This window comes from Streptomyces sp. AHU1 (genome assembly GCF_045343905.1).
Lineage (GTDB): Bacteria > Actinomycetota > Actinomycetes > Streptomycetales > Streptomycetaceae > Streptomyces > Streptomyces triticiradicis.
Genome location: NZ_CP174283.1, coordinates 4,394,996 through 4,418,294 on the forward strand (window position 1 = coordinate 4,394,996; position 23,299 = coordinate 4,418,294).

General features: G+C 71.4%; 22 protein-coding genes, 1 tRNA gene and 1 pseudogene. 12 read left to right on the top strand and 12 right to left on the bottom strand.

All coding sequences use genetic code 11. The features are described from left to right. Positions 1-75 precede the first annotated feature (75 nt). Complete coding sequence (gene upp, locus ACICHK_RS19610; protein ID WP_151474514.1) at positions 76-711, bottom strand: uracil phosphoribosyltransferase; 636 nt, start codon at positions 709-711, stop codon at positions 76-78. Between the two features lie 138 nt (positions 712-849). Between upp and ACICHK_RS19615 the strand changes: the two genes are divergently transcribed. The 4 genes from ACICHK_RS19615 to ACICHK_RS19630 all read left to right on the top strand — a co-directional run bounded on the left by ACICHK_RS19615 (position 850) and on the right by ACICHK_RS19630 (position 3,246). After that, entirely contained in the window at positions 850-1,032 is a 183-nt protein-coding gene (locus tag ACICHK_RS19615) for a hypothetical protein (protein ID WP_192582817.1), read from the top strand. Positions 1,033-1,642: 610 nt separating this feature from the next. Beyond that, the gene (locus tag ACICHK_RS19620; RefSeq protein WP_406841265.1) at positions 1,643-2,182 is read left to right on the top strand and encodes a hypothetical protein; all 540 of its coding nucleotides are present in this window, start codon (positions 1,643-1,645) and stop codon (positions 2,180-2,182) included. A gap of 250 nt (positions 2,183-2,432) precedes the next feature. Further along, entirely contained in the window at positions 2,433-2,864 is a 432-nt protein-coding gene (gene tadA, locus ACICHK_RS19625) for a tRNA adenosine(34) deaminase TadA (RefSeq protein WP_406841266.1), read from the top strand. Positions 2,865-3,161: 297 nt separating this feature from the next. Next, a tRNA-Ser gene (locus tag ACICHK_RS19630) sits at positions 3,162-3,246 on the top strand. Positions 3,247-3,387: 141 nt separating this feature from the next. Here ACICHK_RS19630 and ACICHK_RS19635 read toward each other — a convergent pair. Beyond that, a complete protein-coding gene (locus ACICHK_RS19635) occupies positions 3,388-4,242 on the bottom strand; it encodes a calcium-binding protein (RefSeq protein WP_406837930.1) in 855 nt (284 codons plus the stop codon). A 625-nt stretch (positions 4,243-4,867) separates the two neighbouring features. On the opposite strand from ACICHK_RS19635, the gene ACICHK_RS19640 reads away from it, so the two are divergent. The 5 genes from ACICHK_RS19640 to ACICHK_RS19660 all read left to right on the top strand — a co-directional run bounded on the left by ACICHK_RS19640 (position 4,868) and on the right by ACICHK_RS19660 (position 8,780). Further along, positions 4,868-5,047 (top strand): hypothetical protein, encoded by a 180-nt coding sequence (locus tag ACICHK_RS19640; RefSeq protein ID WP_406837931.1) that lies wholly within the window; start codon positions 4,868-4,870, stop codon positions 5,045-5,047. A 121-nt stretch (positions 5,048-5,168) separates the two neighbouring features. Then, on the top strand, positions 5,169-5,462 hold the full coding sequence (locus ACICHK_RS19645) for a Dabb family protein (RefSeq protein ID WP_406837932.1): 294 nt from the start codon (positions 5,169-5,171) through the stop codon (positions 5,460-5,462). Between the two features lie 216 nt (positions 5,463-5,678). Then, the gene (locus ACICHK_RS19650) at positions 5,679-6,707 is read left to right on the top strand and encodes an RNA polymerase sigma factor SigF (protein WP_406837933.1); all 1,029 of its coding nucleotides are present in this window, start codon (positions 5,679-5,681) and stop codon (positions 6,705-6,707) included. A gap of 244 nt (positions 6,708-6,951) precedes the next feature. After that, complete coding sequence (locus tag ACICHK_RS19655) at positions 6,952-7,848, top strand: RNA polymerase sigma factor SigF (RefSeq protein ID WP_151474509.1); 897 nt, start codon at positions 6,952-6,954, stop codon at positions 7,846-7,848. 104 nt (positions 7,849-7,952) lie between these two features. Continuing rightward, a complete protein-coding gene (locus ACICHK_RS19660; RefSeq protein WP_406837934.1) occupies positions 7,953-8,780 on the top strand; it encodes a hypothetical protein in 828 nt (275 codons plus the stop codon). A gap of 76 nt (positions 8,781-8,856) precedes the next feature. Here the strand turns inward: ACICHK_RS19660 and ACICHK_RS19665 are convergent, their stop codons facing one another. Continuing rightward, on the bottom strand, positions 8,857-9,054 hold the full coding sequence (locus ACICHK_RS19665; protein WP_103554757.1) for a hypothetical protein: 198 nt from the start codon (positions 9,052-9,054) through the stop codon (positions 8,857-8,859). Positions 9,055-9,349: 295 nt separating this feature from the next. On the opposite strand from ACICHK_RS19665, the gene ACICHK_RS19670 reads away from it, so the two are divergent. Beyond that, a complete protein-coding gene (locus tag ACICHK_RS19670) occupies positions 9,350-9,856 on the top strand; it encodes a MarR family winged helix-turn-helix transcriptional regulator (RefSeq protein ID WP_406837935.1) in 507 nt (168 codons plus the stop codon). A 21-nt stretch (positions 9,857-9,877) separates the two neighbouring features. Further along, positions 9,878-11,599 (top strand): annotated as a pseudogene (locus tag ACICHK_RS19675) (MDR family MFS transporter); the annotation flags it as partial. Positions 11,600-11,733: 134 nt separating this feature from the next. Here ACICHK_RS19675 and ACICHK_RS19680 read toward each other — a convergent pair. After that, positions 11,734-12,456 carry an ANTAR domain-containing protein gene (locus ACICHK_RS19680; protein WP_406841267.1) on the bottom strand — a complete coding sequence of 241 codons (723 nt, stop codon included), beginning with the start codon at positions 12,454-12,456 and terminating at the stop codon, positions 11,734-11,736. A gap of 141 nt (positions 12,457-12,597) precedes the next feature. On the opposite strand from ACICHK_RS19680, the gene ACICHK_RS19685 reads away from it, so the two are divergent. Next, positions 12,598-13,068 carry a PPOX class F420-dependent oxidoreductase gene (locus tag ACICHK_RS19685; RefSeq protein ID WP_406837936.1) on the top strand — a complete coding sequence of 157 codons (471 nt, stop codon included), beginning with the start codon at positions 12,598-12,600 and terminating at the stop codon, positions 13,066-13,068. A gap of 332 nt (positions 13,069-13,400) precedes the next feature. On the opposite strand, the gene ACICHK_RS19690 is transcribed toward ACICHK_RS19685, so the two are convergent. The 8 genes from ACICHK_RS19690 to ACICHK_RS19725 form a co-directional block, all read right to left on the bottom strand. Beyond that, positions 13,401-14,204: a TetR/AcrR family transcriptional regulator gene (locus tag ACICHK_RS19690; RefSeq protein WP_406837937.1), complete on the bottom strand. Its 804-nt coding sequence runs from the start codon at positions 14,202-14,204 to the stop codon at positions 13,401-13,403. A 154-nt stretch (positions 14,205-14,358) separates the two neighbouring features. Beyond that, a complete protein-coding gene (locus ACICHK_RS19695) occupies positions 14,359-16,638 on the bottom strand; it encodes an ArnT family glycosyltransferase (RefSeq protein WP_406837938.1) in 2,280 nt (759 codons plus the stop codon). Then, positions 16,635-18,128, bottom strand: coding sequence for a glycosyltransferase (locus ACICHK_RS19700; protein WP_406837939.1), 1,494 nt, complete (start codon positions 18,126-18,128; stop codon positions 16,635-16,637). Before ACICHK_RS19700 ends, ACICHK_RS19695 begins: the two co-directional genes overlap by 4 nt. A 14-nt stretch (positions 18,129-18,142) precedes the next feature. Continuing rightward, positions 18,143-19,750 (bottom strand): ATP-binding protein, encoded by a 1,608-nt coding sequence (locus ACICHK_RS19705; protein WP_406837940.1) that lies wholly within the window; start codon positions 19,748-19,750, stop codon positions 18,143-18,145. Continuing rightward, complete coding sequence (locus ACICHK_RS19710) at positions 19,747-20,487, bottom strand: response regulator transcription factor (RefSeq protein ID WP_192582816.1); 741 nt, start codon at positions 20,485-20,487, stop codon at positions 19,747-19,749. Before ACICHK_RS19710 ends, ACICHK_RS19705 begins: the two co-directional genes overlap by 4 nt. A gap of 109 nt (positions 20,488-20,596) precedes the next feature. Further along, complete coding sequence (locus ACICHK_RS19715; RefSeq protein ID WP_406841268.1) at positions 20,597-21,478, bottom strand: amidohydrolase family protein; 882 nt, start codon at positions 21,476-21,478, stop codon at positions 20,597-20,599. A 55-nt stretch (positions 21,479-21,533) separates the two neighbouring features. Further along, positions 21,534-21,884, bottom strand: coding sequence for an antibiotic biosynthesis monooxygenase family protein (locus tag ACICHK_RS19720; protein WP_406837941.1), 351 nt, complete (start codon positions 21,882-21,884; stop codon positions 21,534-21,536). A gap of 138 nt (positions 21,885-22,022) precedes the next feature. Next, positions 22,023-22,919, bottom strand: a complete 897-nt coding sequence (locus ACICHK_RS19725; RefSeq protein ID WP_406837942.1) for a DUF2797 domain-containing protein — start codon at positions 22,917-22,919, stop codon at positions 22,023-22,025. Between the last annotated feature and the right edge of the window lie 380 nt (positions 22,920-23,299).

The following is a 23,299-nucleotide window of genomic DNA, read 5'->3' on the forward strand; positions in this document are numbered from 1 at the left end:
CTCTCCGGCACGGCCTGCGGCTCCGGGACCGGGCCGCGGCACGGGACGCGGCTCCGGGCCGCGGGCGCCGCGGAACTACTCGGCGGCCCCGTACATCCGGTCACCCGCGTCGCCCAGGCCCGGCACGATGTAACCGTGCTCGTTCAGGCGCTCGTCGACCGAGGCCGTGACCACGGTGACCGGCGTGCCCGCCAGCTCGCGCTCCATGATCTCGACCCCCTCGGGGGCGGCGAGGAGGACCACGGCGGTGACGTCGTCGGCGCCGCGCTTGATCAGCTCCCGGATCGCGGCGACGAGCGTGCCGCCGGTTGCCAGCATCGGGTCCAGGACGTACACCTGACGGCCGGAGAGGTCGTCCGGCATCCGGGTGGCGTACGTGGAGGCCTCGAGCGTCTCCTCGTCGCGCACCATGCCCAGGAAACCCACCTCGGCGGTCGGCAGCAGCCGGACCATGCCGTCGAGCATGCCGAGGCCCGCGCGCAGGATCGGCACGACGAGCGGGCGCGGGTGGGAGAGCTTGACGCCCGTGGTCGAGGAGACCGGCGTCACGATGTCGACCTGCTCCGTGCGCACGTCGCGGGTGGCCTCGTAGGCGAGCAGGGTGACCAGTTCGTCGGCCAGCCGCCGGAAGGTCGCGGAGTCGGTGCGCTGGTCGCGCAGAGTGGTGAGCTTATGGGCGACCAGGGGGTGGTCGACGACGTGAAGACGCATGTCCACAACAGTAGCGGGGCCGACGGTACCCGCCACTGACCCGCCCGGCGGGGCCCACCGCCCGGCATCGCCCCTCCGCTGGCATCAAACCGCCCGTCGGAGGGAAGGTGGGAGGGACGGACCTGGGGTGGTGTGCCAATGCGGAACCCGCAAGAGGAGTCGTCCGAACGGCTGGAGAGCGACGCCGAGCGCAGGAGGCGACGGGCCCAGTTCCTGCGCGACCTGGCCGAGGCCCGCGAGCTGCGCGACCGGGTCCAGCCCCGCCGCGCCAAGACCGCCCGGCTGCGCCATGCGATGCGCATGCGCACGTTCCGCTGGTAGCCGACGCCCGCGGCGGACCGTCGGCCCGCGCGCCGGGGCCGCCGGACGGACCCGCCACGGTCTCGGCCCGCCCGCCACGGCCGTCGTCCGGCCGTCCCTCACCGACAGCCCCCGGCCCGCCGTCGCCGCCCGGCCTCCGGACACCGGAGCCCATCGCGTCACCCACGGCGTCACCGTCGGACGGCCTCCGTCACGGCGCCGACCCGTGCGGCACGCCGCCGCCCCCGTGGCCGACACGCCCGCCGGAGGAATCCGCGGCGCGCCCTCACGGAACCCCCGCCGTGACGGGGAACGCGCCCGCCCGGAGGTCGGCGCGCGCGGAAGGGAGAACCGGCTCCCGGCCGCCGCGGCACCGGGCCGCACCCGCGTCGCGAGGGGCCGTGTGGCGGACGTGTCGGGCGGGGAGGTGTCCACGTGACGCGGGCAGCCGCGTACGATCCGCTGTTAGCGATCAAAAGAGGCAGACACAGCAGGCCGAAGACGTCCCCTGAACGCTGTCTTTCTGCCACGATTCCGAGTGGGCGGGGCTCGGAGCAGCAGCACTCCCCGCCCACAGCCTCCGCCGGGGGGAACCCCAACCGGCACACCTATGACCAGTGGGAGAGTCACGGTGTACTTCGCCGCACTGCTCGCGCGCACCGAAGACGGGTGGGAAGCGAGCGATACAGAGCTCGACGATGTGGAAACCCTGTCGGATCTGACCGATCTGGCCCGTGAAGTCTCGGACGAGGACACGGTGCTCGTGCTCATCGAGCAGGAGGACGCGTGGTTCGGCGTCGTCCGCGTGGACGGCGAGGAGGATCCTCGTATCTACGTCTCGGACGCCGCCGCGGCCGCCCGTAGTTCCTACGGCGAGATCCTGCTCACGGACGAACTACTAGGACGGGAGCCGGGCGACGACGACGCCGACCTGGACTCCCTCGATCTGGACGGCACGGAGGACCCCGAACCGGGGGACTCCGAGGACGACGACGAGGACCAGGGGAGTGTGTCCGGCGACGCCGTGTCGCACAGCCCCGTCGGGGACCGCGACATCCTCGCGGACCTCGGAGTGAGCGAGAGGGAACTGCTGGCCCTGGACGAAGGCGACGCGCTCGGCACGATCGCCGAGGCCCTGGGAGCGGCAGAGGTCCTGGAGACCGTCCGCTAGGGCCCTGGAAACGGGGCCCGGCCCTCTCGCCCGCGAGCCGGCCTCCGTACCGGCGAACCGGCCCCGTCCGGCGGGCCGGGTCTTCGCCTGCCGTCGGCCGGCCTCCTCTCCGGACGGTGGGACGGCGGGGGCCGCGTCCGCGGGTCCCCTGCCGTCGGCCCCGGCGGGATTCCGCTAGGTTCCCGGGGTGAGCACCCCCCACCAGGTACCCCGGCCGCCCGATCCCGTACGTGACCGGTGGCGGGCCCCGATGCGGCTCGCGCTGGACGAGGCACGGCTGGCCCTCCGGGGCGGCGACGTTCCCGTCGGTGCCGTCGTGCTGTCCCCGGACGGCACGACCGTGCTGGCGGCCGGACACAACGAACGCGAGGCCACCAGCGACCCGACGGCGCACGCCGAGGTCCTCGCGCTGCGCCGGGCCGCCGCCCGGCTCGGTGAGTGGCGGCTGTCCGGGTGCACGCTCGTCGTCACCCTGGAGCCCTGCACGATGTGCGCGGGCGCACTCGTCCAGTCCCGTGTCGAGCGGGTGGTGTACGGCGCCCGCGACGAGAAGGCGGGCGCGACCGGATCCGTCTGGGACGTCGTCCGCGACCGGCGGCTCAACCACCGTCCCGAGGTGATCGAGGGCGTCCTCGCCGACGACTGCGCCGCGCTGCTCACCGACTTCTTCCGCACCCGCTGACCGCCCGCCGACGGCCGCCGGCAACCGGACGGAAGGCGGACAGGCCCGACCGGCCTCCCGACGGCCGACAGCGGCCGAGCCCCGCCGCGTACGCCCACGAACGCACCACCCGGCGGCGGCCGCCGGAAACCGTCCGGGCGGCGACGGGAGCGCGTAGGGGGACGACGGACAGGACGGCCCGGGCACCGGCCGGACGGCGGTCCGCGCCGCCCGTCCCACGCCCCTGTTCCACCCGGACGGACCGGGTCGCCGAAACGGATTTCAGACCACGGCCCACCTTGGGGTAGGGTCTCCCTCGGTAGCGTGTCCGAGCGGCCGAAGGAGCTCGCCTCGAAAGCGAGTGTGGCGCAAGTCACCGAGGGTTCAAATCCCTCCGCTACCGCAGATATGCGAAGGGCCCGACTCGATGAGTCGGGCCCTTCGTGCGTTTCCGTTCCGGTCCGGCCGGGAGGCCGGGCGGGGGCGGTCTCCTTCGTCGCGGAAGGCCCCGGAGCGATCCGGGGCCGCCGCTCAGCCGCTCACATCACCTGACGTCGACGTAGTCGTAGGCGTCCGCGACGGACGAGGTGCTGTTGCCCGCGTAGTGGAAGCGCCAGGTGCCGTCCGCCGAGGCGGTCACCGTCGTCTTCAGGTAGCCGCTGGACGAGCTCTTGACCGTCTTGACGGTGCTGTAGGTGCTGGTGCCCGCCTTCTTGAACTGCAGCTGGACGTACTGGCTGCCGTAGCCGTAGTACTTCAGGTAGGTCCAGCTCGCGCGGTTGAGGGTGCCGGTGACCGTGATGGTCTTGCCCTTGGCGACGGGCTCCGGAGAGGCGTTGAAGCCGCTGAAGCTCGCGGCCCGCTTCACCCAGCTGTTCTTGTAGACGTCCTTCTCGACGTAGTCGCCGTCGTTGGCGATGGCGTACACCGCCACGTTCCACTTGCCGGCCAGGAAGCTGTCGTACAGCTGGGACGTTTCGGTGTACCCGGCCTCGGCCGTGATGGTGATCTTGCAGGTGGCGGAGGTGGCGCTCCAGTTGTCGCAGGTGGCCTCCTGCTCCGCCCCCATAGCCCCGTCGAGGCCGTCCTCGGAAAGGCTGGTGCCGTGCCACAGGATGGCGTCGGCGGTGCTGATGCCGGACGGGTCGGTCGCGGTCACGTAGATGTTGAAGCTCTTCTTGGACACGCCGACGACGATGTCCGAGTTGCCGTTGACCGTGACCTTGGTGATCCGGGTGTCGCCCTGGCTGTCGTCGGCCGGCGTGGCGCCCGTGAACGGCGCCATCTTCGGCGTGGTGATCTCCGGACCGTCCGTCGCCTGGGCGGCGGGAGCGGCGAGGCCGGCGAGCACCACGGCACCGGACACGGTCGCGGCGGCCAGACCTGCACGAATACGCATGCGCGTTCCTCAAATGGGCTGAGCGCTCACGTTCGATGGGGGTCACGTGGGCGCGAGGCTTCGGAGGAGCCCGTTCGGGCTCACGTGCGAAGACTCGTGATCGCGAGGAACAGTTGTACGGCCGCCCGGGGATTTTTGAAATGTTAATGACAGCCGGAGGACCGTCCGGGTATTCCGCGGGTTCACCCGCGGGGACGGCGCTCCGGCCGCCGCCGCGGGTCCCGCCCGTCGCGCGCTCCGGGCGTCCGGGGACGCGGAGGAGCCCCGGCGCCGCTCGGTCGCCGGGGCTCCTCCGCACCCGCAAGGGTGCTCCGCTCCCACAGAGGAGGGGGGAAGGGGCGCATCGGGGCGCACCCGCTTCCCCCACGGAAGGAACCCTCAAGTCCACGCCGCCGTCTTGGGGGAAGGTCGGGCGGCGAGAACCCCGCAGTGGGGCCCCTCCGGCCCCGGGGACTCCTTTCGGCTCCCGCCGGGGCTCCCTTCCATCCTGGACCGCGAGAGCGCCCGTGAGGCCCGGCAAAGGACCTCTGCCAGCGGGCCGTTGGTCCTTAAAGAGAACGTGAAGGTTAAACTCGCCGCCGGCGGCAGGGGGCCGACGGGCGCGGAAGTCACAGGGGAGGCCGCCATGGCGGTGAATTCGAAGAAGATCGCCATCTATGTGCTCGTGGTCTTCGCGCTCTATGTGATCATCACTGATCCGGCCAAGGCCGCCGACTACGTCCAGATAGCGTTCGAGGGCATATCGAACGCCGCCGGGGCGATAGGCGACTTCATGACCTGGATCGCCGACGGCGCGGGGAACTGACGCCGGACGGCGACGCCGACGCGGGAATCTCGCGCACCCGGCGCCGGACAGGCAGGACGCGAGGCGCGGCCGGGCGAGGACGCGACCGCGCGAAGAACCACCTCACCACCAGGGAGCCCCCGTGATCCGCCATCTGGTCCTCTTCAAGCTCAACGACGGCGTCCGGCGCGACGATCCCCGCGTCGTCGAGGGCGTCGCCGCCTTCCGCGCGCTCGGCGGCCTGATCCCCGAACTGCGGTTCTGGGAGTGCGAGTGGAACATCAGCGACCGGCCCATCGCGTACGACTTCGCGATCAACTCCGCCGTCGAGGACACCGACGCCCTCAAGCGGTACCTGGAACACCCGGCGCACACGGCCGGCGTCGCCCTCTGGCGGGAGTTCGCCACCTGGGTGATCGCCGACTACCCGTTCTGATCATTTTTGATCGCACACTCCTTCCGGGCCCTTGACCGCAACCGGTCAGGGGTTCTCGGCGTCTTGGACCTCAACTCACCTCCAACTCACCCCCAACACGGCGTTATGCGGTGCTTGCACACAGTGCACATGTCTTGTGATGCTATGACCGCTTTTGACGAACGAGTTGACGGATACGTTGACGGATCGTTGACGAATGAAGAGGTGGCGTTGACCGTGTCGGCCAGTACTGCGCCGCCCCAGGAGAAAGCCCCGGCCGAGGACCGGGCGACGGCCCTCGCGTCCGCCCCGCCCTCCCCTCCGGCGCGGACCACGGCGCAGACCACGGCCCCGAACCCGGCGCCGGGCACACCGGCCCCCGCGGCCGGTACCGCGGCGGCCCCCGCGGCCCCTCCCGCGTCCGGCCACCCCGCCCCCGGCACCGCCGCACCGGACGCCACGTCCGGCCCCGCGCCGGTCCAGGAGGTCGCGCAGGAGCGGCGTCGCGGCGCCGACACCCGGGCCCTCACCCAGGTCCTCTTCGGCGAGCTCAAGGTGCTGGAGCCGGGCACCCCCGAGCACGACCGGGTCCGCGGCGCCCTCATCGAGGCGAACCTCCCGCTCGTCCGGTACGCGGCGGCCCGGTTCCGCTCCCGCAACGAGCCGATGGAGGACGTGGTCCAGGTCGGCACCATCGGCCTGATCAACGCCATCGACCGCTTCGACCCGGAACGGGGCGTGCAGTTCCCGACCTTCGCGATGCCGACGGTCGTCGGCGAGATCAAGCGGTACTTCCGTGACAACGTTCGCACCGTCCACGTGCCGCGCCGGCTGCACGAGCTGTGGGTGCAGGTGAACAGCGCGACCGAGGACCTGACGACCGCCTTCGGGCGCTCGCCCACCACCGCCGAGATCGCCGAGCGGCTGCGCATCACCGAGGAGGAGGTGCTCTCCTGCATCGAGGCCGGACGGTCGTACCACGCGACCTCCCTCGAAGCGGCCCAGGAGGGCGACGGGCTGCCGGGGCTGCTCGACCGGCTCGGCTACGAGGACCCCGCGCTCGACGGAGTCGAACACCGCGACCTCGTACGGCATTTGCTCGTACAACTGCCCGAACGCGAGCAGCGGATCCTGCTGCTCCGCTACTACAGCAATCTGACCCAGTCACAGATCAGCGCAGAACTGGGCGTCTCCCAGATGCACGTGTCAAGGCTCCTCGCCCGCAGCTTCGCGCGTCTCCGATCCGCAAACAGGATCGAGTCGTAACCGAAAAGAGCGATTCGCTCAAGGTCGATTTTTACGTCGGTTCAGCGCTGAAAACCCGTCAGACCCCTTTTTTCCAGCGCTGATCCACCCTCAACATGTCGACAAGTCTCTACAGCGTGTTGCCGACATGTGACATTCTTCCGGGAGCGCGTTTGCCGCGGCCTCGCCTCCGGTATTCAGGTGGAGGCTGCGTTCCTCCGACGGGAGCGACTGCCGCGACCGTCCGCGACCCAAAGGGGGTGGCATGTCCGCAGATCAGGGCAGCTCGAAGGTGCTCACGCTCACGAAGAGCGACGCAGTGCCCGAGGCGCACGCCGCGCTTCACGACGTCCCTGCCGCCGAGGCCCCGGAAGCCGCTCTGGTCCCCGAGTCCTCGGGCGCCATCGACACCCGGACCCTGTCCCGCTCCCTCTTCCTGCGCCTCGCGGCACTCTCCGAGAACAGCCCTGAGCGCGGCTACGTCCGGGACACCCTCATCGAACTCAACCTCCCGCTCGTCCGGTACGCGGCGGCCCGCTTCCGCTCCCGCAACGAGCCGATGGAGGACATCGTCCAGGTCGGCACCATCGGCCTGATCAAGGCGATCGACCGCTTCGACTGCGAGCGCGGCGTCGAGTTCCCGACCTTCGCGATGCCGACGGTCGTCGGCGAGATCAAGCGGTTCTTCCGCGACACCTCCTGGTCGGTCCGCGTCCCGCGCCGCCTCCAGGAGCTGCGCCTGGCCCTCACCAAGGCCAGCGACGAGCTGTCGCAGAAGCTCGACCGCTCCCCGACGGTCGCCGAACTCGCCGCGGCCCTCGGGGTGTCCGAGGAGGACGTGGTCGACGGCCTCGCCGTCGGCAACGCGTACACGGCGTCGTCGCTGGACTCGCCCGCCCCCGAGGACGACGGCGGCGAGGGCTCCCTCGCGGACCGCCTCGGCTACGAGGACACCGCGCTGGAGGGCGTGGAGTACCGCGAGTCGCTCAAGCCCCTGCTCGCCAAGCTGCCGCCCCGCGAACGCCGCATCATCATGCTGCGCTTCTTCGCGAACATGACCCAGTCGCAGATCGGCGAGGAGGTCGGCATCTCGCAGATGCACGTCTCCCGCCTGCTCACCCGCACGCTGGCCCAGCTGCGCGAGGGACTCATCTCCGACTGACCCGCCCACGCGGGGTTCATAATTGACGGATCGTCAGTCAGACTGGCGCGATGCGTCAGGAGCCGATGCGTCACGAGTCGACGAGCGGCCGTCGAGGTGCCCTGATGAGCGCCTCGGCGGCCGTGCTGTGTCTGGGCGGACTGCTGGCCGCGTGCGGGAGCGGCCGAAGCGGCGGCTATGCCGCCGTCGGGGCCGCGGACGGCTCCCCACGGGTGTCCGGGGCGGTGGTGGCGCCTTCGGGCGAGGTGTCCCTGGTGCCGCTGGACGGCGGGTCCGCGGACGGCTCCGACTCCCCTGGGGGCAAGGCGGGTTCCGGGTCCGGGAACAGGACGCCGACCACCGGTCCGGGCGGGTCCTCGGCCGACGGCGCGGGTGACCCGGGAGATCCTGCCTCCGACCCGGACGGTCCGGGAGGACCGGGCGCCGACGCGGGCGGATCCGGGCCGGGCGCGGGAGGTACGGGAGGTACGGGAGGTACGGGAGGTACAAGAGGTACGGGGACCGGCACCGGCGGCGGGTCCTCTTCGTCCCCGGGTTCACCGTCGGACGGTGACTCCGGCCGTACGGGCGGGAGTTCGGGAGGTTCCTCCGCGCCGCCCGCGCCCGGCCCGACGGTGAGCGCCGGTCCCGCCGCGCTCGCCGTGAGCGGCACCTCGCGCACGGCCACCGACCGGCGGTGGTGCGAGAAGGTGACCGTCTCCTTCAGCAACACCGGTGGTACGGCGGTGCGTTCGGGCACGGTGACGTTCGGTACGCACATCATCGGGGCGCTCGGGATCGACTGGGCGACGATCCGGTCGACCGAGGCCCTTCCGGCGCCGATCGAGGCCGGCGCGCGGAAGAGCGGGACCTGGACGGTGTGCGTCGACGCGTGGCGGGTGCCGCTGGGCATGCACGTCGAGACGCGGGACGTGTCCGTCCGGTGGGAGTAGGGGCGCGGCCCCGCCGGGTCACGCGGCCCCGCTCACCCGCTCGTTCCGTTGCGTCCGCCCGCGCGGCCCCGCGGGATCACATGAAGGCGAGCCAGGCCACCCCGACGACGACCGCGACGGCGAGGACGACGCCGACGATCAGGCCCACGCGGGGACCGGCGGGAGCGGCCGCCTGCTGCTGCCGGCCCTGGGGGGCCTCGTCGACGAACGCACGGAACATCTGAGTGCTGCCCGCGGGGTCGTAGTTGCCCTCGGGGCCCTGGGTGTTTGCCATAGGCCGGACCCTAGCGAATGCGCGGGGGCTGCCCAAGTGCCGGGTTCGCCTTCACGCCGTCCGTGACGCTTCCGCGCCCTCCCCGCGACCAGGGCGCACGCGGTCTCGTACGGCCCCCTCGCCCCGCCCCCGCTCCGCACCCGCGTCACCACCCCTCCTCCACCGCTCCCACCTGCCCGTTTCCGTTCGCCAACACTTGCCTTTGCCAAGTTTTTAGCCCTGAATCCCCGAACTCATTTGCCTGCGGCAACCAACTTCTTTATGGTTGCCCTAAGCAACGAACAGGGGAGGTGCGATGGCCGGGCAGGCGCAGTACGAGGAACTGGCCCGTCAGCTCAGCGCCATCGGGGCCGTGAAGCGGGGCCTGGGACGGATCCTGCCGCCCGAGTGCCCCGCGGGATCCGCCGCCGTGCTCACCCTGCTCGGCCGGTACGGCGAGATGCGGATGAGCCGGCTCGCGGAGCTGCTCTCCGTGGACATGTCGGTGACCAGCCGCCACGTCGCGCACGTCGCCGACCGGGGCTGGATAGAGCGGTGCCCCGACCCGGCCGACAAGCGCTCGCGCATCCTGCGCCTCACCGAGGCCGGGCACGCGCAGCTGGACGAGCTGTCCCTGCGCACGTCGCGACTGCTCTCCGACCGGCTGAGCCACTGGTCCGACGACGAGGTCGGGCTGCTCATCGAGCTGATGGGCCGGCTGCGCGAGAGCTTCGGCGACTGCCGCTCCCCGCAGCGGGCACCCGCGCACCCTCCCCCGTACGCGACAAGCGCACCAGAACCGACCACCCGTACACCCGTGTAAACACGTCAGAAAAGGAACCCCATGGCAACGACCACACCAGCCGGTGTGCGGGGCTCTCACGCCAAGCACGGAGGCGCCGACGGCGCTCCGATGACGCACCGGCAGATCATGGAGGCGCTCTCCGGGCTGCTGCTCGGCATGTTCGTCGCGATCCTGTCGTCGACGATCGTCACCAACGCACTCCCCGAGATCATCGGCGACCTGGGCGGCGGACAGTCCGCCTACACCTGGGTCGTCACGGCCTCGCTGCTGGCCATGACCGCGACCACGCCCTTGTGGGGCAAGCTGTCCGACCTGTACAGCAAGAAGGCGCTCGTCCAGATAGCACTGATCATCTACGTACTGGGATCGGCCGCCGCCGGTCTGTCCCAGAACCCCGGCATGCTGATCGCCTGCCGTGTCGTGCAGGGCATCGGCGTCGGCGGTCTGTCCGCCCTCGCACAGATCGTGATGGCCGCGATGATCTCCCCGCGCGAGCGCGGCCGCTACTCCGGCTACCTGGGCGCGACGTTCGCCGTCGCAACCGTCGGCGGTCCGCTGCTCGGCGGTGTCATCACCGACACCAGCTGGCTCGGCTGGCGCTGGTGCTTCTACGTCGGTGTGCCGTTCGCGGTCATCGCGCTGATCGTGCTGCAGAAGACCCTGCACCTGCCCGTCGTGAAGCGGGACGTGAAGGTCGACTGGGGCGGCGCGTTCTTCATCTCCGCCGCGGTCTCGCTGCTGCTGCTCTGGGTCACCTTCGCGGGTGACAAGTACGACTGGATCTCGTGGCAGACGTACACGATGGTCGGCGGCTCGGTCGTCCTCGGCCTGCTGTTCGTGCTGGTCGAGTCGAAGGCGAGCGAGCCGATCATCCCGCTGCGGCTGTTCCGCAACCGCACCATCACCCTCTCCTCCCTCGCGTCGCTGTTCGTCGGTGTCGCGATGTTCACCGGGACCGTGTTCTTCAGCCAGTACTTCCAGCTGGCGCGGGACAAGTCCCCGACGATGTCGGGCGTCATGACGATCCCGATGATCGGCGGCCTGTTCGTCTCGTCCACGGTCTCCGGCCAGATCATCACCAAGACCGGCCGGTGGAAGTACTGGCTCGTCTCCGGCGGCTTCCTCGTCACCGCGGGCCTCGGCCTGCTCGGCACCATCCGCTACGACACGGCCTACTGGCACGTCGCGGTCTTCATGGCGCTGCTGGGCCTGGGCATCGGCATGATGATGCAGAACCTGGTGCTGTCCACGCAGAACCAGGTGGCGCCCTCGGACCTGGGCGCGGCGAGCTCCACGGTGACCTTCTTCCGCTCCCTCGGCGGTGCGATCGGTGTCTCCGCGCTCGGCGCGGTCATGGCCAACCGGATCACCGACTACGTGAAGGACGGCCTGACCGACCTCGGCCCGAAGTACGCGGCCCTCGCGTCCGGTTCGGGTTCCGGCTCCAGCATCCCGGACATGGACAAGCTGCCCGCGCCGCTGCGGAACGTGATGGAGAGCGCGTACGGCCACGGCATCGCGGACGTCTTCCTGATCGCCTCCGGCATGGCGCTGGTCGCCTTCCTCATCGTGCTGTTCATCAAGGAGGTCCCGCTGCGGACGTCCGGCGCGATGGCCCAGGCCGCCGCGGAGAAGTCCGGTGAGCCGGCCACCGAGGCGCCCGTCGCCGAGGCGGTCGAGGCAGCGGCCACCGCCGCCCTCGCCCCGGCCGCCGGCACCGCACCGGAAGCGGGCCCCGAGGACGACGTCGAACCCGCCCGCCGCGGCGAATAGCCCGAGCCCCGGCCCGTGGGATGCGCGCACCCTGAGCGGCGGTGCGCCCCCACGGGCCGGTTTTCATCGCCCGGGACCGGACGTCCGAGCCGTGCCGGAGCCGTCGGCCTCCCGGGACCGGCTCACTCGCCCTCGCCGGCGTCGATGACCCGTCGGGCCAGGTCGCGGAGCTTGACGTTCTCCCGCTGGGAGGTGCGCACGAGGCTGTCGAACGCCTCGGCGGCGTCGATGTCGAGCCGCTCCATGAGGATGCCCGTGGCCTGCCCGATCAGATCCCGGGTGCGCATCGCCTCGGTGAGCTGTTCGCGCAGGGTCGCCGAGTCCAGCGCGATGCCGACGTGCGCGGTGAACAGCCGTCCTATCCGGGCCGCCGACTCGTCGAAGGCGCGGGGCTCCCGCGCGTACGCCGTCAGGACGGTCAGCCGCCGCCGGTCGGCGCGCAGCCGCAGCGACAGCACCGACCGCAGCCCGAGGTCCGACAGCGCGAGATCCCCGTCCTCCGCGGCGCTGTCCTCCATACGGGCCACCGGTGCCGTCCACAGCCGGTTCCAGTACGGGTGGTGCTCACGGCCCGCGTTCAGCGCGTCGGCGGAGCGGACGACCTCGTCCGTCCAGGCCAGTGTCTGCCGGTCGGACTTGGGCTCGATGACGGAGATCCCGGCGTACTCGACGCCCGGCAGGATGCGCACGGCCAGCCGGACGGCGGTGTGCAGGGTGGCGTGGGGGCTCGATGTCTCGTGCAACTGCTGAGCGGCGGTCGTGAGACCTTCGGCCAGCTCGAAACCCGTATCGGAACGGGACAATTCGGAAAACTCAGACGCAGTCACTACGAACCTCTTCGGCATGCACGGCCACACGGCCATGCGCAGGAGAGCTCCGCAGCACATTCCCGACTGCGAGCACAGGACGAAGAGCACTTTAGCCTCTTCGCCGAGGTCGGGTGCCGCCCGCAGGCGGTCGCGGGGCACGCGCCCTACGCTGATCGCATGGCACCCGACATCGCGACGAACACCTCTGTCTCCCTGGACGAGTTGCTGGACTTCGTACGCCCCCGCCACCGGGCGATCCTGCTCACCCGCCGCGCCGACGGCGGCCCCCAGGGATCCCCGCTGACCTGTGGTGTCGACGACTCGGGCCGCATCGTCGTCTCGACGTACCCCGAGCGCGCCAAGACCCGCAACGCCAAGCGGGACGAACGGGTCAGCCTCGTCGTCCTCAGCGACGAGTGGAACGGGCCCTGGGTCCAGATCGACGGCACCGCCGAGGTGATCGACTCCCCCGACTCGGTCGAGCCCCTCGTCGAGTACTACCGGAACATCGCCGGTGAGCATCCCGACTGGGACGAGTACCGCGCGGCGATGCGCAAGCAGGCCAAGTCGATCATCCGCGTCACTCCCACCCGCTGGGGCCCGGTGGCCACCGGCGGCTTCCCGGCCCACCTGGCCCCCCAGGACTGACCCTCCGCCGGACGGCCCCACCCCCTGTTTTTTTCGCCCCCTCCGCCCCTACCCGACCCGTACCCGGGGGCTCCGCCCCCGGACCCCCGCTCCTCAAACGCCGGAGGGGCTGAACTTTCCCCGCAGCCGGGATCCGGCGCGAGGCGCTGGAACTCAGCCACGATGCACCGGCACCCGGCGACGCACGCGAGGGGCCGTGCCGGTACATCGATGCCCGTCGCCACCGACGCCCACGCCTCACCCGACAGCGACGGGCTGATGCACCGGCACGGCCCCGACCCACCACCGGACCGGCACCGCACCCGCGACGGCCAGCGCAGCGAACCGCGGGGTCAGCCCCGCGCCACCATCGCCTCGATCCCCGCGATCAACAGCGACAGCGCGAACCCGAAGTCCCGCTCCCGCATCTCGGACACGGTGTCCCCGCCCCGCGCCTCCATGAGACCCGCCGCGCCCTCGAAGTGCGCGGCGAACTGCGGCTCTTCGCCGATGGTGCTCATGGCCCGCCGGAAGTACTCGTCCTGCGACATGCCCGCCGATGCGCAGCGCTGCACGAAGTGGCCCTCGATCGTCCCGAACCCGTACACGAACTGGAACACCGCCGACATCGCCCCCATCTGCCCGTGCGGCGGCATCCCGGTGTTCCGGATCACCTGCCGCACGCACGACGAGAACGCCAGGGAACACGGCCCGATGTTCAGGAAGTTCCCTATCAGCGTCGACACCCAGGGGTGGCGCACCAGCAGCGCCCGGTACCCGACGGCCAGCGCCCGCAGCTGATCACGCCAGCCGTCCTGCGACCCGGCGTCCGGCAGCGCCAGCTCACCGAACACGGCGTCGAGCGCGAGCTCCAGCAGATCGTCCTTGGTGTCGACGTACCAGTACACGGACATCGCCGTGACGTTCAGCTCCGCCGCCAGCCGCCGCATGGAGAACTTCGCCAGCCCCTCGGCGTCCAGCAACCGCACCGTGGCCCCGGTGATCCGCTCCCGGTCGAGCCCGGACGGCTGGCCACCTTCCCGGGCCGCCCCGTCCCGAGCCGCCCCGTCCCGGGGAACCCTGCCTCGTGAAGCCTTGCCCTCCAGCCAGACACTGGTCCGCTCCGGTCGTTTCGCCCTGTCGGCTGCCTTCACCATGGCGCACCCTCCTGGGAACTCGAACCCCGTCGCGGGCCGGAACCTCCCGGACCACCCTCCTCGACGATGCTAGGCGGGCCCTTCAGGGACATGGACCGCACTCCGTCCGAAATCCGGCTCTCCTCCGAAACGGCGGTGGCCGGTCAGCTGCCGGTCAGCTGTCGGCCTTCGGCTGCGTCAGGTCGTAGAAGGTGGCCGAACCCACCGTCACCTTCTTGAAGTTGGCCGTGACCCACGAGCTGATCTGCGAGGAGGTGGAGGAACCGCCGGAAGCCGAGCCGCCACCCATGCCACCCCCCGTTCCGCCGCCGCCCATTCCGCCGCCCGAGATGAAGTAGTGGATCCTGCCGTCCGTCACGTACTTCTTGAACTGGGCCAGGGTCGGGGACGGGTCGGTGCCGTTGAAGCCGCCGATCGCCATCACCGGCTTCCCGGTGGCCAGTTGGTAGCTCGCGGAGTTCTGGGAACCGATCGCGGCGGCCGCCCAGGTGTAGTCCCCCGCGTTCTTCGACAGCAGCGCCTCGGCCGCGGAGCTGACGGTCGCGCCGTTCAGCAGCCCTCCGGCCCCGCCGCCACCGCCGGGCATACCGCCCTCACCCGTACCGCCGCCGGGCATGCCACCCTGCTGGTTCTGACCCCGGGTGCCGCCGTTGCCCTGCTGGTTCTGACCGGGGAAGCCCCCCGTGCCACCACCGGGCACACCACCGCCGGGCATCCCGCCACCCTGCTGCCCGTTCGGGGCGGTACCGCCGCCCTGCTGGTTCTGACCACCACCGGGGAACCCGCCCCGCATGCCGCCACCGCCGCCGGGGAACCCGCCCCGTCCGCCGCCGAAGCCGCCCATGCCCGCCCCGGCCGGACCGGCCGTCACGATGGAGCCGGTGTGTCCGGTGTCCACCGTGGAGAGCGTGTACGCCGTCGGGCCCGCGACCGCCGCCACGAAGCCCAGTCCGGCTGCCGCGAGGGAGAGCTGCCTGCCCAGCCGGGCCACGAAGATCAGGCCGAGCGCTGCGGTCAGACCGCCGACGAGGACCAGCCACTTGAGCCACGGCAGATAGTCGGACGTGCGGTTGAGAAGGACGTAGCCCCAGACCGCGCCGGCGGTGACCGCGCCGGCGAGGGTGAGCGCCGCCCACACCTTGCCCCGCTCCTCCCACAGCGCCGTGGCACCCATGCCGACCACGGCGGCGATGTAGGGGGCCAGGGCCACCGTGTAGTACTGGTGGAAGATGCCGGCCATGTAGCTGAAGACCAGCGCGGTCATCAGCAGCGCGCCGCCCCAGGCGAGGAACGAGGCACGGGCCAGGTCGGTCCGCTTCGCCTTCCGGGTCAGGACGAGACCGCCCACCAGCAGGATCAGGGCCGCCGGGAGCAGCCAGGAGATCTGGCCGCCGATCTCGGAGTTGAACATCCGGTCCCAGCCGGTCTCGCCCCACTGCCCGGTGCCGCCCCCACCGCCACCGCCACCGACGCTGCCGGTCTCGTCGCCGTTGATGCGGCCGAGGCCGTTGTAGCCGAAGGTCAGCTCCAGGAAGGAGTTGTTCTGGGAGCCGCCGATGTACGGGCGGGAGGACGCGGGCCACAGTTCCACGATCGCGACCCACCAGCCACCGGCGACGATCATCGCAGCCGCCGAGAGGCCCAGTTGCGTGAACCGCTTCCGGACCGGCACCGGCGCGCAGACCGCGTACACCACGGCCAGCGGCGGCAGGATCAGGAAGGCCTGGAGCGTCTTGACGAGGAAGGCGAGGCCGACCGCCGCGCCCGCCCACAGGAGCCACTTCGTGCGGCCGTCCTCCAGGGCGCGGATCACGCAGTAGACCGTGACGGTCATGAGCAGCGCGAGCATCGCGTCCGGGTTGTTGAACCGGAACATCAGCGCGGCGACCGGGGTGAGCGCGAGCACCGCGCCCGCGATCAGGCCCGCTGCGGCGCCGAACCGGCGGCGTACGGCCGCGTACAGGACGCCGACCGTGGCCACGCCCATCAGGACCTCGGGGACGAGGATCGCCCAGGAGCTCAGGCCGAAGACCCGCACCGACAGGGCCATCGGCCACAGCGAGGCCGGGGGCTTGTCGACGGTGATGGCGTTGGCCGAGTCGAGCGAGCCGAAGAAGAAGGCCTTCCAGCTCTGGCTGCCGGCCTGCACGGCCGCGGAGTAGAAGGAGTTGGCGTACCCGGAGGCGCTCAGGCCGTACAGGTACAGCACCCCGGTGGCGAGCAGCAGGCCGAGGAGGGCGGGGCGGGCCCAGCGCGGGTCCTCGGACCGGCCTCTCCAGACTCGCCGGAGGAAGGGCCGCTCGGGCTCACCGGAGCCGGGGAGGGTCGCGGGCGGGGCGTGCTCCGGGGGAGGCGTCGAGGAGGCCGGCCCCCAGGCGTGACCGGGACCGGAGTCCGTACGCGTAACGGCGCTCGTGTCGGGCTGTGTCGTCATCGCGCGTTCCTCGGATCGTGATCGTGCGGGCGCACCGCCTGCAACTGCATGGTCGAATCCCGCCAGGAGCCGTCCGCGGCCTCACCGGCGCGGTACGGGGCCGTGTCGTACGGGGACGGGGCCGCCGTCGGGCGCTGCGGCAGCGGCGGACACGCGTCCCCGCCCCGGCGTGCGGCCGTCGGGTGGAACGGCTGGACCGGCGGGACCGGCTGGTGGGAGGCCACCACCGGGGACGGCGACGGCGTCCCGCCGCGCCGGTCGGGGAAGACCCAGGCACGGAAGAGCAGGAAGCGCAGCACGGTCGCCGCGAGGTTGGCGATGACGAGCACCGCCAGTTCGGTGGAGTGCGAGGGGTCGCTCGTCGCGGTGTTCAGCGCGGCGAGGGAGCCGCTGGTCAGGGCGAGCCCGATGCCGAAGACGACCAGGCCCTGCGCCTGGTGCCGGACGGCACCGCTCCGGCCGCGCACGCCGAAGGTGAGCCGCCGGTTGGCCGCCGTGTTGGCGATCGCCGACACGAGCAGCGCGAGCGCGTTGGCGACCTGTGCTCCGGAGAAGGAGCGGAAGCCGCTGTAGAGCAGCAGGTAGAAGAGGGTGGACAGGCCGCCGACGACGCAGAATCCGACGAGCTGGCGGGCCAGTCCCCCGGGTACGCCGGTCAGTTCGCGGTCGCGCGGGTCGTCCCCGAAGGGCCGGGTGAGACGGTCGAGCGACAGCGAGCCGGTGGCGAGGGCGCGTCCCACCCGCCACACGCCCTTGAGGTCGTCCGTCGCGGTCTTCACGATGTGGACCGTCGAGTTCGGGTCGTCGACCCAGTCGACCGGGACCTCGTGGATGCGCAGCCCGGCCCGCTCGGCCAGCACCAGCATCTCGGTGTCGAAGAACCAGCCGGTGTCCTCGACCAGGGGGAGCAGTTCCTGGGCGACGTCACGGCGGATCGCCTTGAAGCCGCACTGCGCGTCCGAGAAGCGGGCCTGGAGGGAGCCGCGCAGGATCAGGTTGTACGTGCGGCTGATGAACTCCCGCTTGGCGCCCCGCACCACCCGTGAGGAGCGGGACAGCCGCGAGCCGATCGCGAGGTCCGAGTGTCCGGAGATCAGCGGGGCGACCAGCGGCAGCAGGGCGTTCAGATCGGTGGACAGGTCCACGTCCATGTAGGCGAGGACCGGCGCGTCGGACGCCGACCACACGGTCCGCAGCGCCCGGCCGCGGCCCTTCTGCTCCAGCCGGAAGGACGTGACCTCCGGGATCCGTTCCGCCAGCCGCGCCGCCACCAGGGGGGTGGTGTCCGTGGACGCGTTGTCCGCCACCGTGATGCGGAACGCGTAGGGGAACGTGCGCTTGAGGTGCTCGTGCAGTCTGAGCACACATGGCTGGAGGTCCTTCTCCTCGTTGTAGACGGGGATCACTACGTCCAGGACAGCCGTACCGGCGTCTGTGGCCGGGAGGTGCTCCCGCGCCGGCAGATTGCCGGGAGAAGAGTCGGTTCGCATGGGAGCGACTCTCGTCAAGCCCCCTGTCGCACCCATGTGGTGGCGCTGTGCTGTGCCTGTGAGTGCGATGGCCAGGACGTTTCGGGGGCGAGCGCGGGCAGGTGCAGGGTGAACACGGTCCTGCCGGGGACGCTGTCCACGGTCACGGCACCTCCGTGCGCGGCCGCGACGGCCTGCACGATGGCGAGCCCGAGACCGGTGGACCCGGTGGCCCGGGAGCGCGCCGAGTCGCCTCTGGCGAACCGCTCGAACACATGCGGCAGCAGGTCGGGCGGGATTCCCTGGCCGTCGTCCTCCACGTCGACGCACATCCACGACCCGCGCCGCTGGACACGCACGGTGACCGTCGTACCGGGCGGGGTGTGCTTGCGGGCATTGCCCAGCAGATTGACCAGCACCTGTTGGATCCGTGCCGCGTCCGCCGACGCCAGCGCCGGTTCTTCGGGCAGGTCGAGCCGCCAGTTGTGGTCCATGCCCGCCGCGCGCGAGTCGCTGATGGTGTCCACCACGAGCGGGACGAGGTCGGTCTGCTCGAACTGAAGGGGCCGTCCGGCGTCCAGGCGCGCGAGCAGCAGCAGATCCTCCACGAGCAACGTCATACGGCCCGCTTCGGACTCGATGCGGCCCAGGGCGTGCCGGGTGTCGGGGCCGACCTGCTCGCGGCCGCGCCGGGTCAGCTCGGCGTACCCGCGGATGGAGGCGAGAGGGGTCCTGAGTTCATGGCTCGCGTCGGCGACGAACTGCCGCACCCGCATCTCGCTCTGCTGGCGGGCGTGCAGGGCGCCGTGCACGTGGTCGAGCATCCGGTTGAGCGCGGCACCGACCTGGCCGACCTCGGTGTGCTGGTCGGCCTCGGACTCCGGGACCCGCTCGTAGAGGGTGACCTCGCCGGTGTGCAGGGGGAGTTCGGAGACCCGGGTGGCGGTCGCGGCGACCTTGCGCAGGGGGCGCAGGGCGAGGGTCACGATGGCCGCGCCCGCGAGGGACGCCGCGGCGAGACCGGCGCCGGTGACGCTGATCTCGACGTAGATCAGCGTGGTGAGGGTGTTGGTGACGTCGTCGGTCGGGAGCGCCACGTAGAAGGCGCCGTTCCAGCCCTCCTTGTACTGCACGCGGTACTCGCCCCGGCCGGGGATCTCCACGGTGTGGGCGTGTCCGTCCTTCTCCACGGAGGCGAGGGCGGCGCGCTGGCTCACGCCGAGCCGGAGCGCGGTGGGCTGCTTGACCCCGTTGGAGTCCTTCTTCCCCACGCTGACTATGCCCTCGGTGACCTCGCCGTTCGTCACGGTCGCGCCGATGGCGCCCATGGACTGCCCCCGGAGGACGAACTCCAGGGGATCCTTGGCGATGCCGTCGTCACCCGGGGGGTGTGCGGCTCCGTCGCCGGTGGGGTTGCCCACGGGGGCGGAGCCTCCCGGGCCCGCCGCGCGCATCGCCAGCTCGGCGACGTTGTCGTCGAGCTGGTCGTACAGGTGTGTGCGCAGCGCGAGCGTGGTCACGGTGCCGATCACCGCGCCCACGACGGCGATCAGCGCCACGGACGCGACGACGAGCCGCGAGCGCAGGGTGCGCGGCTGTCGTGCTCGCCTCTTCTGCGCCCGCGTCCGCCGTCGGCCGCTCATGACGCGGCGGGCTTGATCAGGTAACCGGCGCCGCGCCGCGTGTGGATCATCGGCTCGCGCCCGGCGTCGATCTTGCGGCGCAGATACGAGATGTAGAGCTCGACCACATTGGCCTGGCCGCCGAAGTCGTACGACCACACACGGTCGAGTATCTGCGCCTTGCTCAGCACCCGGCGCGGATTGCGCATCAGGAAACGCAGCAGCTCGAACTCGGTCGCGGTGAGGTGGATGTTGTCCCCGCCGCGCGACACCTCGTGGCTGTCCTCGTCCAGGGTGAGGTCCCCGACGACGAGCACGGACTCGGACCGCCGGTCGGCCGCGCCGGAACGGCGGATGAGACCGCGCAGCCGGGCCACGACCTCCTCCAGGCTGAACGGCTTGGTGACGTAGTCGTCGCCACCGGCGGTGAGGCCCGCGATCCGGTCCTCGACGGCGTCCTTCGCCGTCAGGAACAGGACCGGGACGTCCGGCAGCTCCCGGCGGAGCCGGCCGAGCACGGTGAGCCCGTCCATGTCGGGCAGCATCATGTCGAGCACCACGGCGTCGGGCCGGAACTCGCGCGCGGTCTGCACCGCGCCCGTCCCGTCACCCGCGCTGCGGATCTGCCATCCCTCGTAGCGAAGGGCCATGGACAGCAGCTCGGTGATCGACAGCTCGTCGTCCACCACAAGCACCCGGACGGGGCTCCCGTCCGGCCTCAGCAGTTCGGTGCGCCCCTGGGGCGAGGTCGTGGTCATAGCGGACACCTTGGTGGGCGCCGCTGAGAGCATCCTTTCGGAGACCTGTGATTTTCCTGAGAAACGCACAGGTGCCTCTCAGGAAATTGCTGGGTAGCGCTTTCCGGCGTCAGCGGAGGCCGAAGAGACGGGCCCCGTTCCCGAAGCAGACCGCCCGCAGCCAGTCGTCGCCCAGCCCGAGCCGTTCCAGCGCGCGCAGCTGGTGGACGTACGGGTACGGGATGTTCGGGAAGTCCGTGCCGAGGAGCACCCGGTCCCCGAGGTCCGCGAGCCGGGGCAGCAGCGCGGGCGGGAACGGCGCGAGCCGCTCGCTGAAGTCGGTGAACGCCATGGTCGTGTCGAGCCGCACCTCGTCGTACCGCTCGGCGAGGCCGAGGAAGTCCTCGTACTCGGGCATCCCCATGTGCGCGAAGACGAACCGCAGCCGGGGATGACGGCGCAGGACGGCCGCGGCCGGTGCCGGGCCGGTGTACTTGCCGGGTGAGGGCCCCGATCCACAGTGGATCACCACGGGGATCCCCGCCTCGGCGATCAACCCCCAGGCGGGGTCGAGGAGTTCGTCCGCCGGGTCGTACGCCCCCACCTGTACGTGCGCCTTGAAGACGCGCGTGCCCGCCTCCACCGCCTCGCGCACGTACCCCTCGACGCCCGGCTCGGGGAAGAGGGTCGAGGTGTGCAGGCAGTCCGGGGTTCGGCGGGCGAAGCCGACGGCCCAGGAGTTGAGCCACTCGGCCATGCCGGCCTTGTGCGGGTAGAGCATCGCCGTGAAGGCGCGCACCCCGAACTCCCGGATCAGCGCCAGCCGTTCGTCCTCGTCCGCGCGGTAGGCGATCGGCCACTCGATGCCGCCGGTGAGCTCGCCCAGCCCGTCGAAGTAGTCCCACACCTTGCGCAGCACCCGCTCGGGCATGAAGTGCGTGTGGACGTCGACGAGTCCGGGCAGACCGAGGCCTTCCCAGAAGCCCCGCACCTCCCGGGCCTCGTCCCGCACTTCCCGTGCCTCGCCCCGCTCCTCCCGGGCCGCCGGCCGCTCCGCGCCCTCCCGCTCAGTCCCCGGCACGCTCGTACCCGTGGCTCCGCTCGACCTTGGCGATGTGCAGGGTGTACCGCTCGTACCATTCGGCCCGGCCGCGTCGCTGCGCCGCCCGGTGTTCGGCGTGCGCGCCCCACTCCTTGATGGCCTCCTCGTCCCGGAAGTACCCGACGGTGATGGCCAGGCCGCCCGGGGTCCGGGCGTGATCCATTCCCAGATAGCCCGGTACCTGCTTCACCAGGTCCTCCATCCGGTCGGCGGTCTCCCCGTACCCGGCGTCCTCCTCGCTCCGCACGGAGGTGAACACGGCGATGTAGTAGGGGGGCTCATGGGCCGGGACGGGCAGATCAGAGTGATCGTTCATGTCCGCCACTCTCCTTCCGGGCGTCCTCCGCCGTCCACCACCTTTCCGAACGGGATCCAAAAGGGATCGAAGTCTTGACCTTTCCGGCCGCGCCCCGCCCCTCCGAACCCTTTCCCTCCCCCCTCGCACCCTTCCCGTTCAGAAGAGACCGTCCTGGACACCGGCGTCCGCAACGGGCAACTCCCGTACGGGAAAGGTGACTCCAGAACCTCCGTCCGCGCCCCCGGCACCGGCACCGGCACCGGTCAGGTCCCATCCGGTCATCAGCCGGGTGTCGAGGACGACGGCTCCACGCCCGGTGAGGAGATGGAGATCGGGACCCGCCACACCGCACAGCTCACCGCTGACCGCGCCCCCGGCGGCCAGCTCGCGCACGGCCTCCCGCGCGGGCGGAAGCCCGGCGAGTCCGAACACGTCCGTGTGATCGACGGGCTCGAAGGGCGCGCGCACGACCGACTCCGGCCAGCCGTCGAGGTCCCCGGCGCGCCCGTGCAGCTCCCGGAGCTCGGCGACGCGCTCCCCGGGCTCCGGCAGCACCGCCCGCACCGCCCTCTTGTCCGCGTACGGAATCCGGTCCGGCACCCCGAGCGCGGCCCGCAGCAGTTCCTCGGTCCGGCGCGCCGCCATCAACGGCCCCTGCCCCAGCCAGCTGAAGGTGACGGCGCCCTGCTCCAGAAGCCGCACGGAACCCCGCTCGACCCGGGTGATCCCCACCTTGACCATGCCGGGCCCGAACCACGCGAGGTACACCCGGTACGGCCGCGGGTCGTCGGCCAGCGTGTCGGCGGCCACGGAGTGCGCCCGGTCCAGCCGCGCGCACTCCTCGCACCGCGCCCCCGTACCGCGCGGCGACACGACGGCCCGCACGGGGCACGCGTTCCCCCGCGCCCCCACGCAGGTCCGCACGCCTCCGTCCACGACACCGAACGCGACCCGCCGCCCCGGAGCCAGCGGACTCGTCCGCCCGCCGCCCCACACGAGCACGGGCCCGTCCCCCGACCACCGCAACCCCGAACACGTCCACACCCGCCGCACACGACGACAGTAGGGCCTCCCACCGACACAGGGTCTGACCAGCGGGAACGCCCGGAACGCCGGCTTCGGACACGAACGGGAGCGTGCGGCACGAACAGCAGCGGTCCCCGCACGTCCGCAGAGCCGGTCCCGGAGCGCCGTTCCGGATGACATCACTCCTCGAGAGCACCTGAAACCACGCCCGACGCGAGAGGATGTGACGCGCGACACTCTCCCCGGTCTATTCCAGCTCTCGTCGATTAGACATGTGTCGTTTGGGTACCTGCTAGGTGACAGCGGCGTCAAGCGTAGAGCCGTTTGGGTAGCTCGATGTGATGACGGCCAACAGAACCCTTAGGATAGAAAGGTTTCGACACGCCAAGTGTCAAGACGCCCCTGTC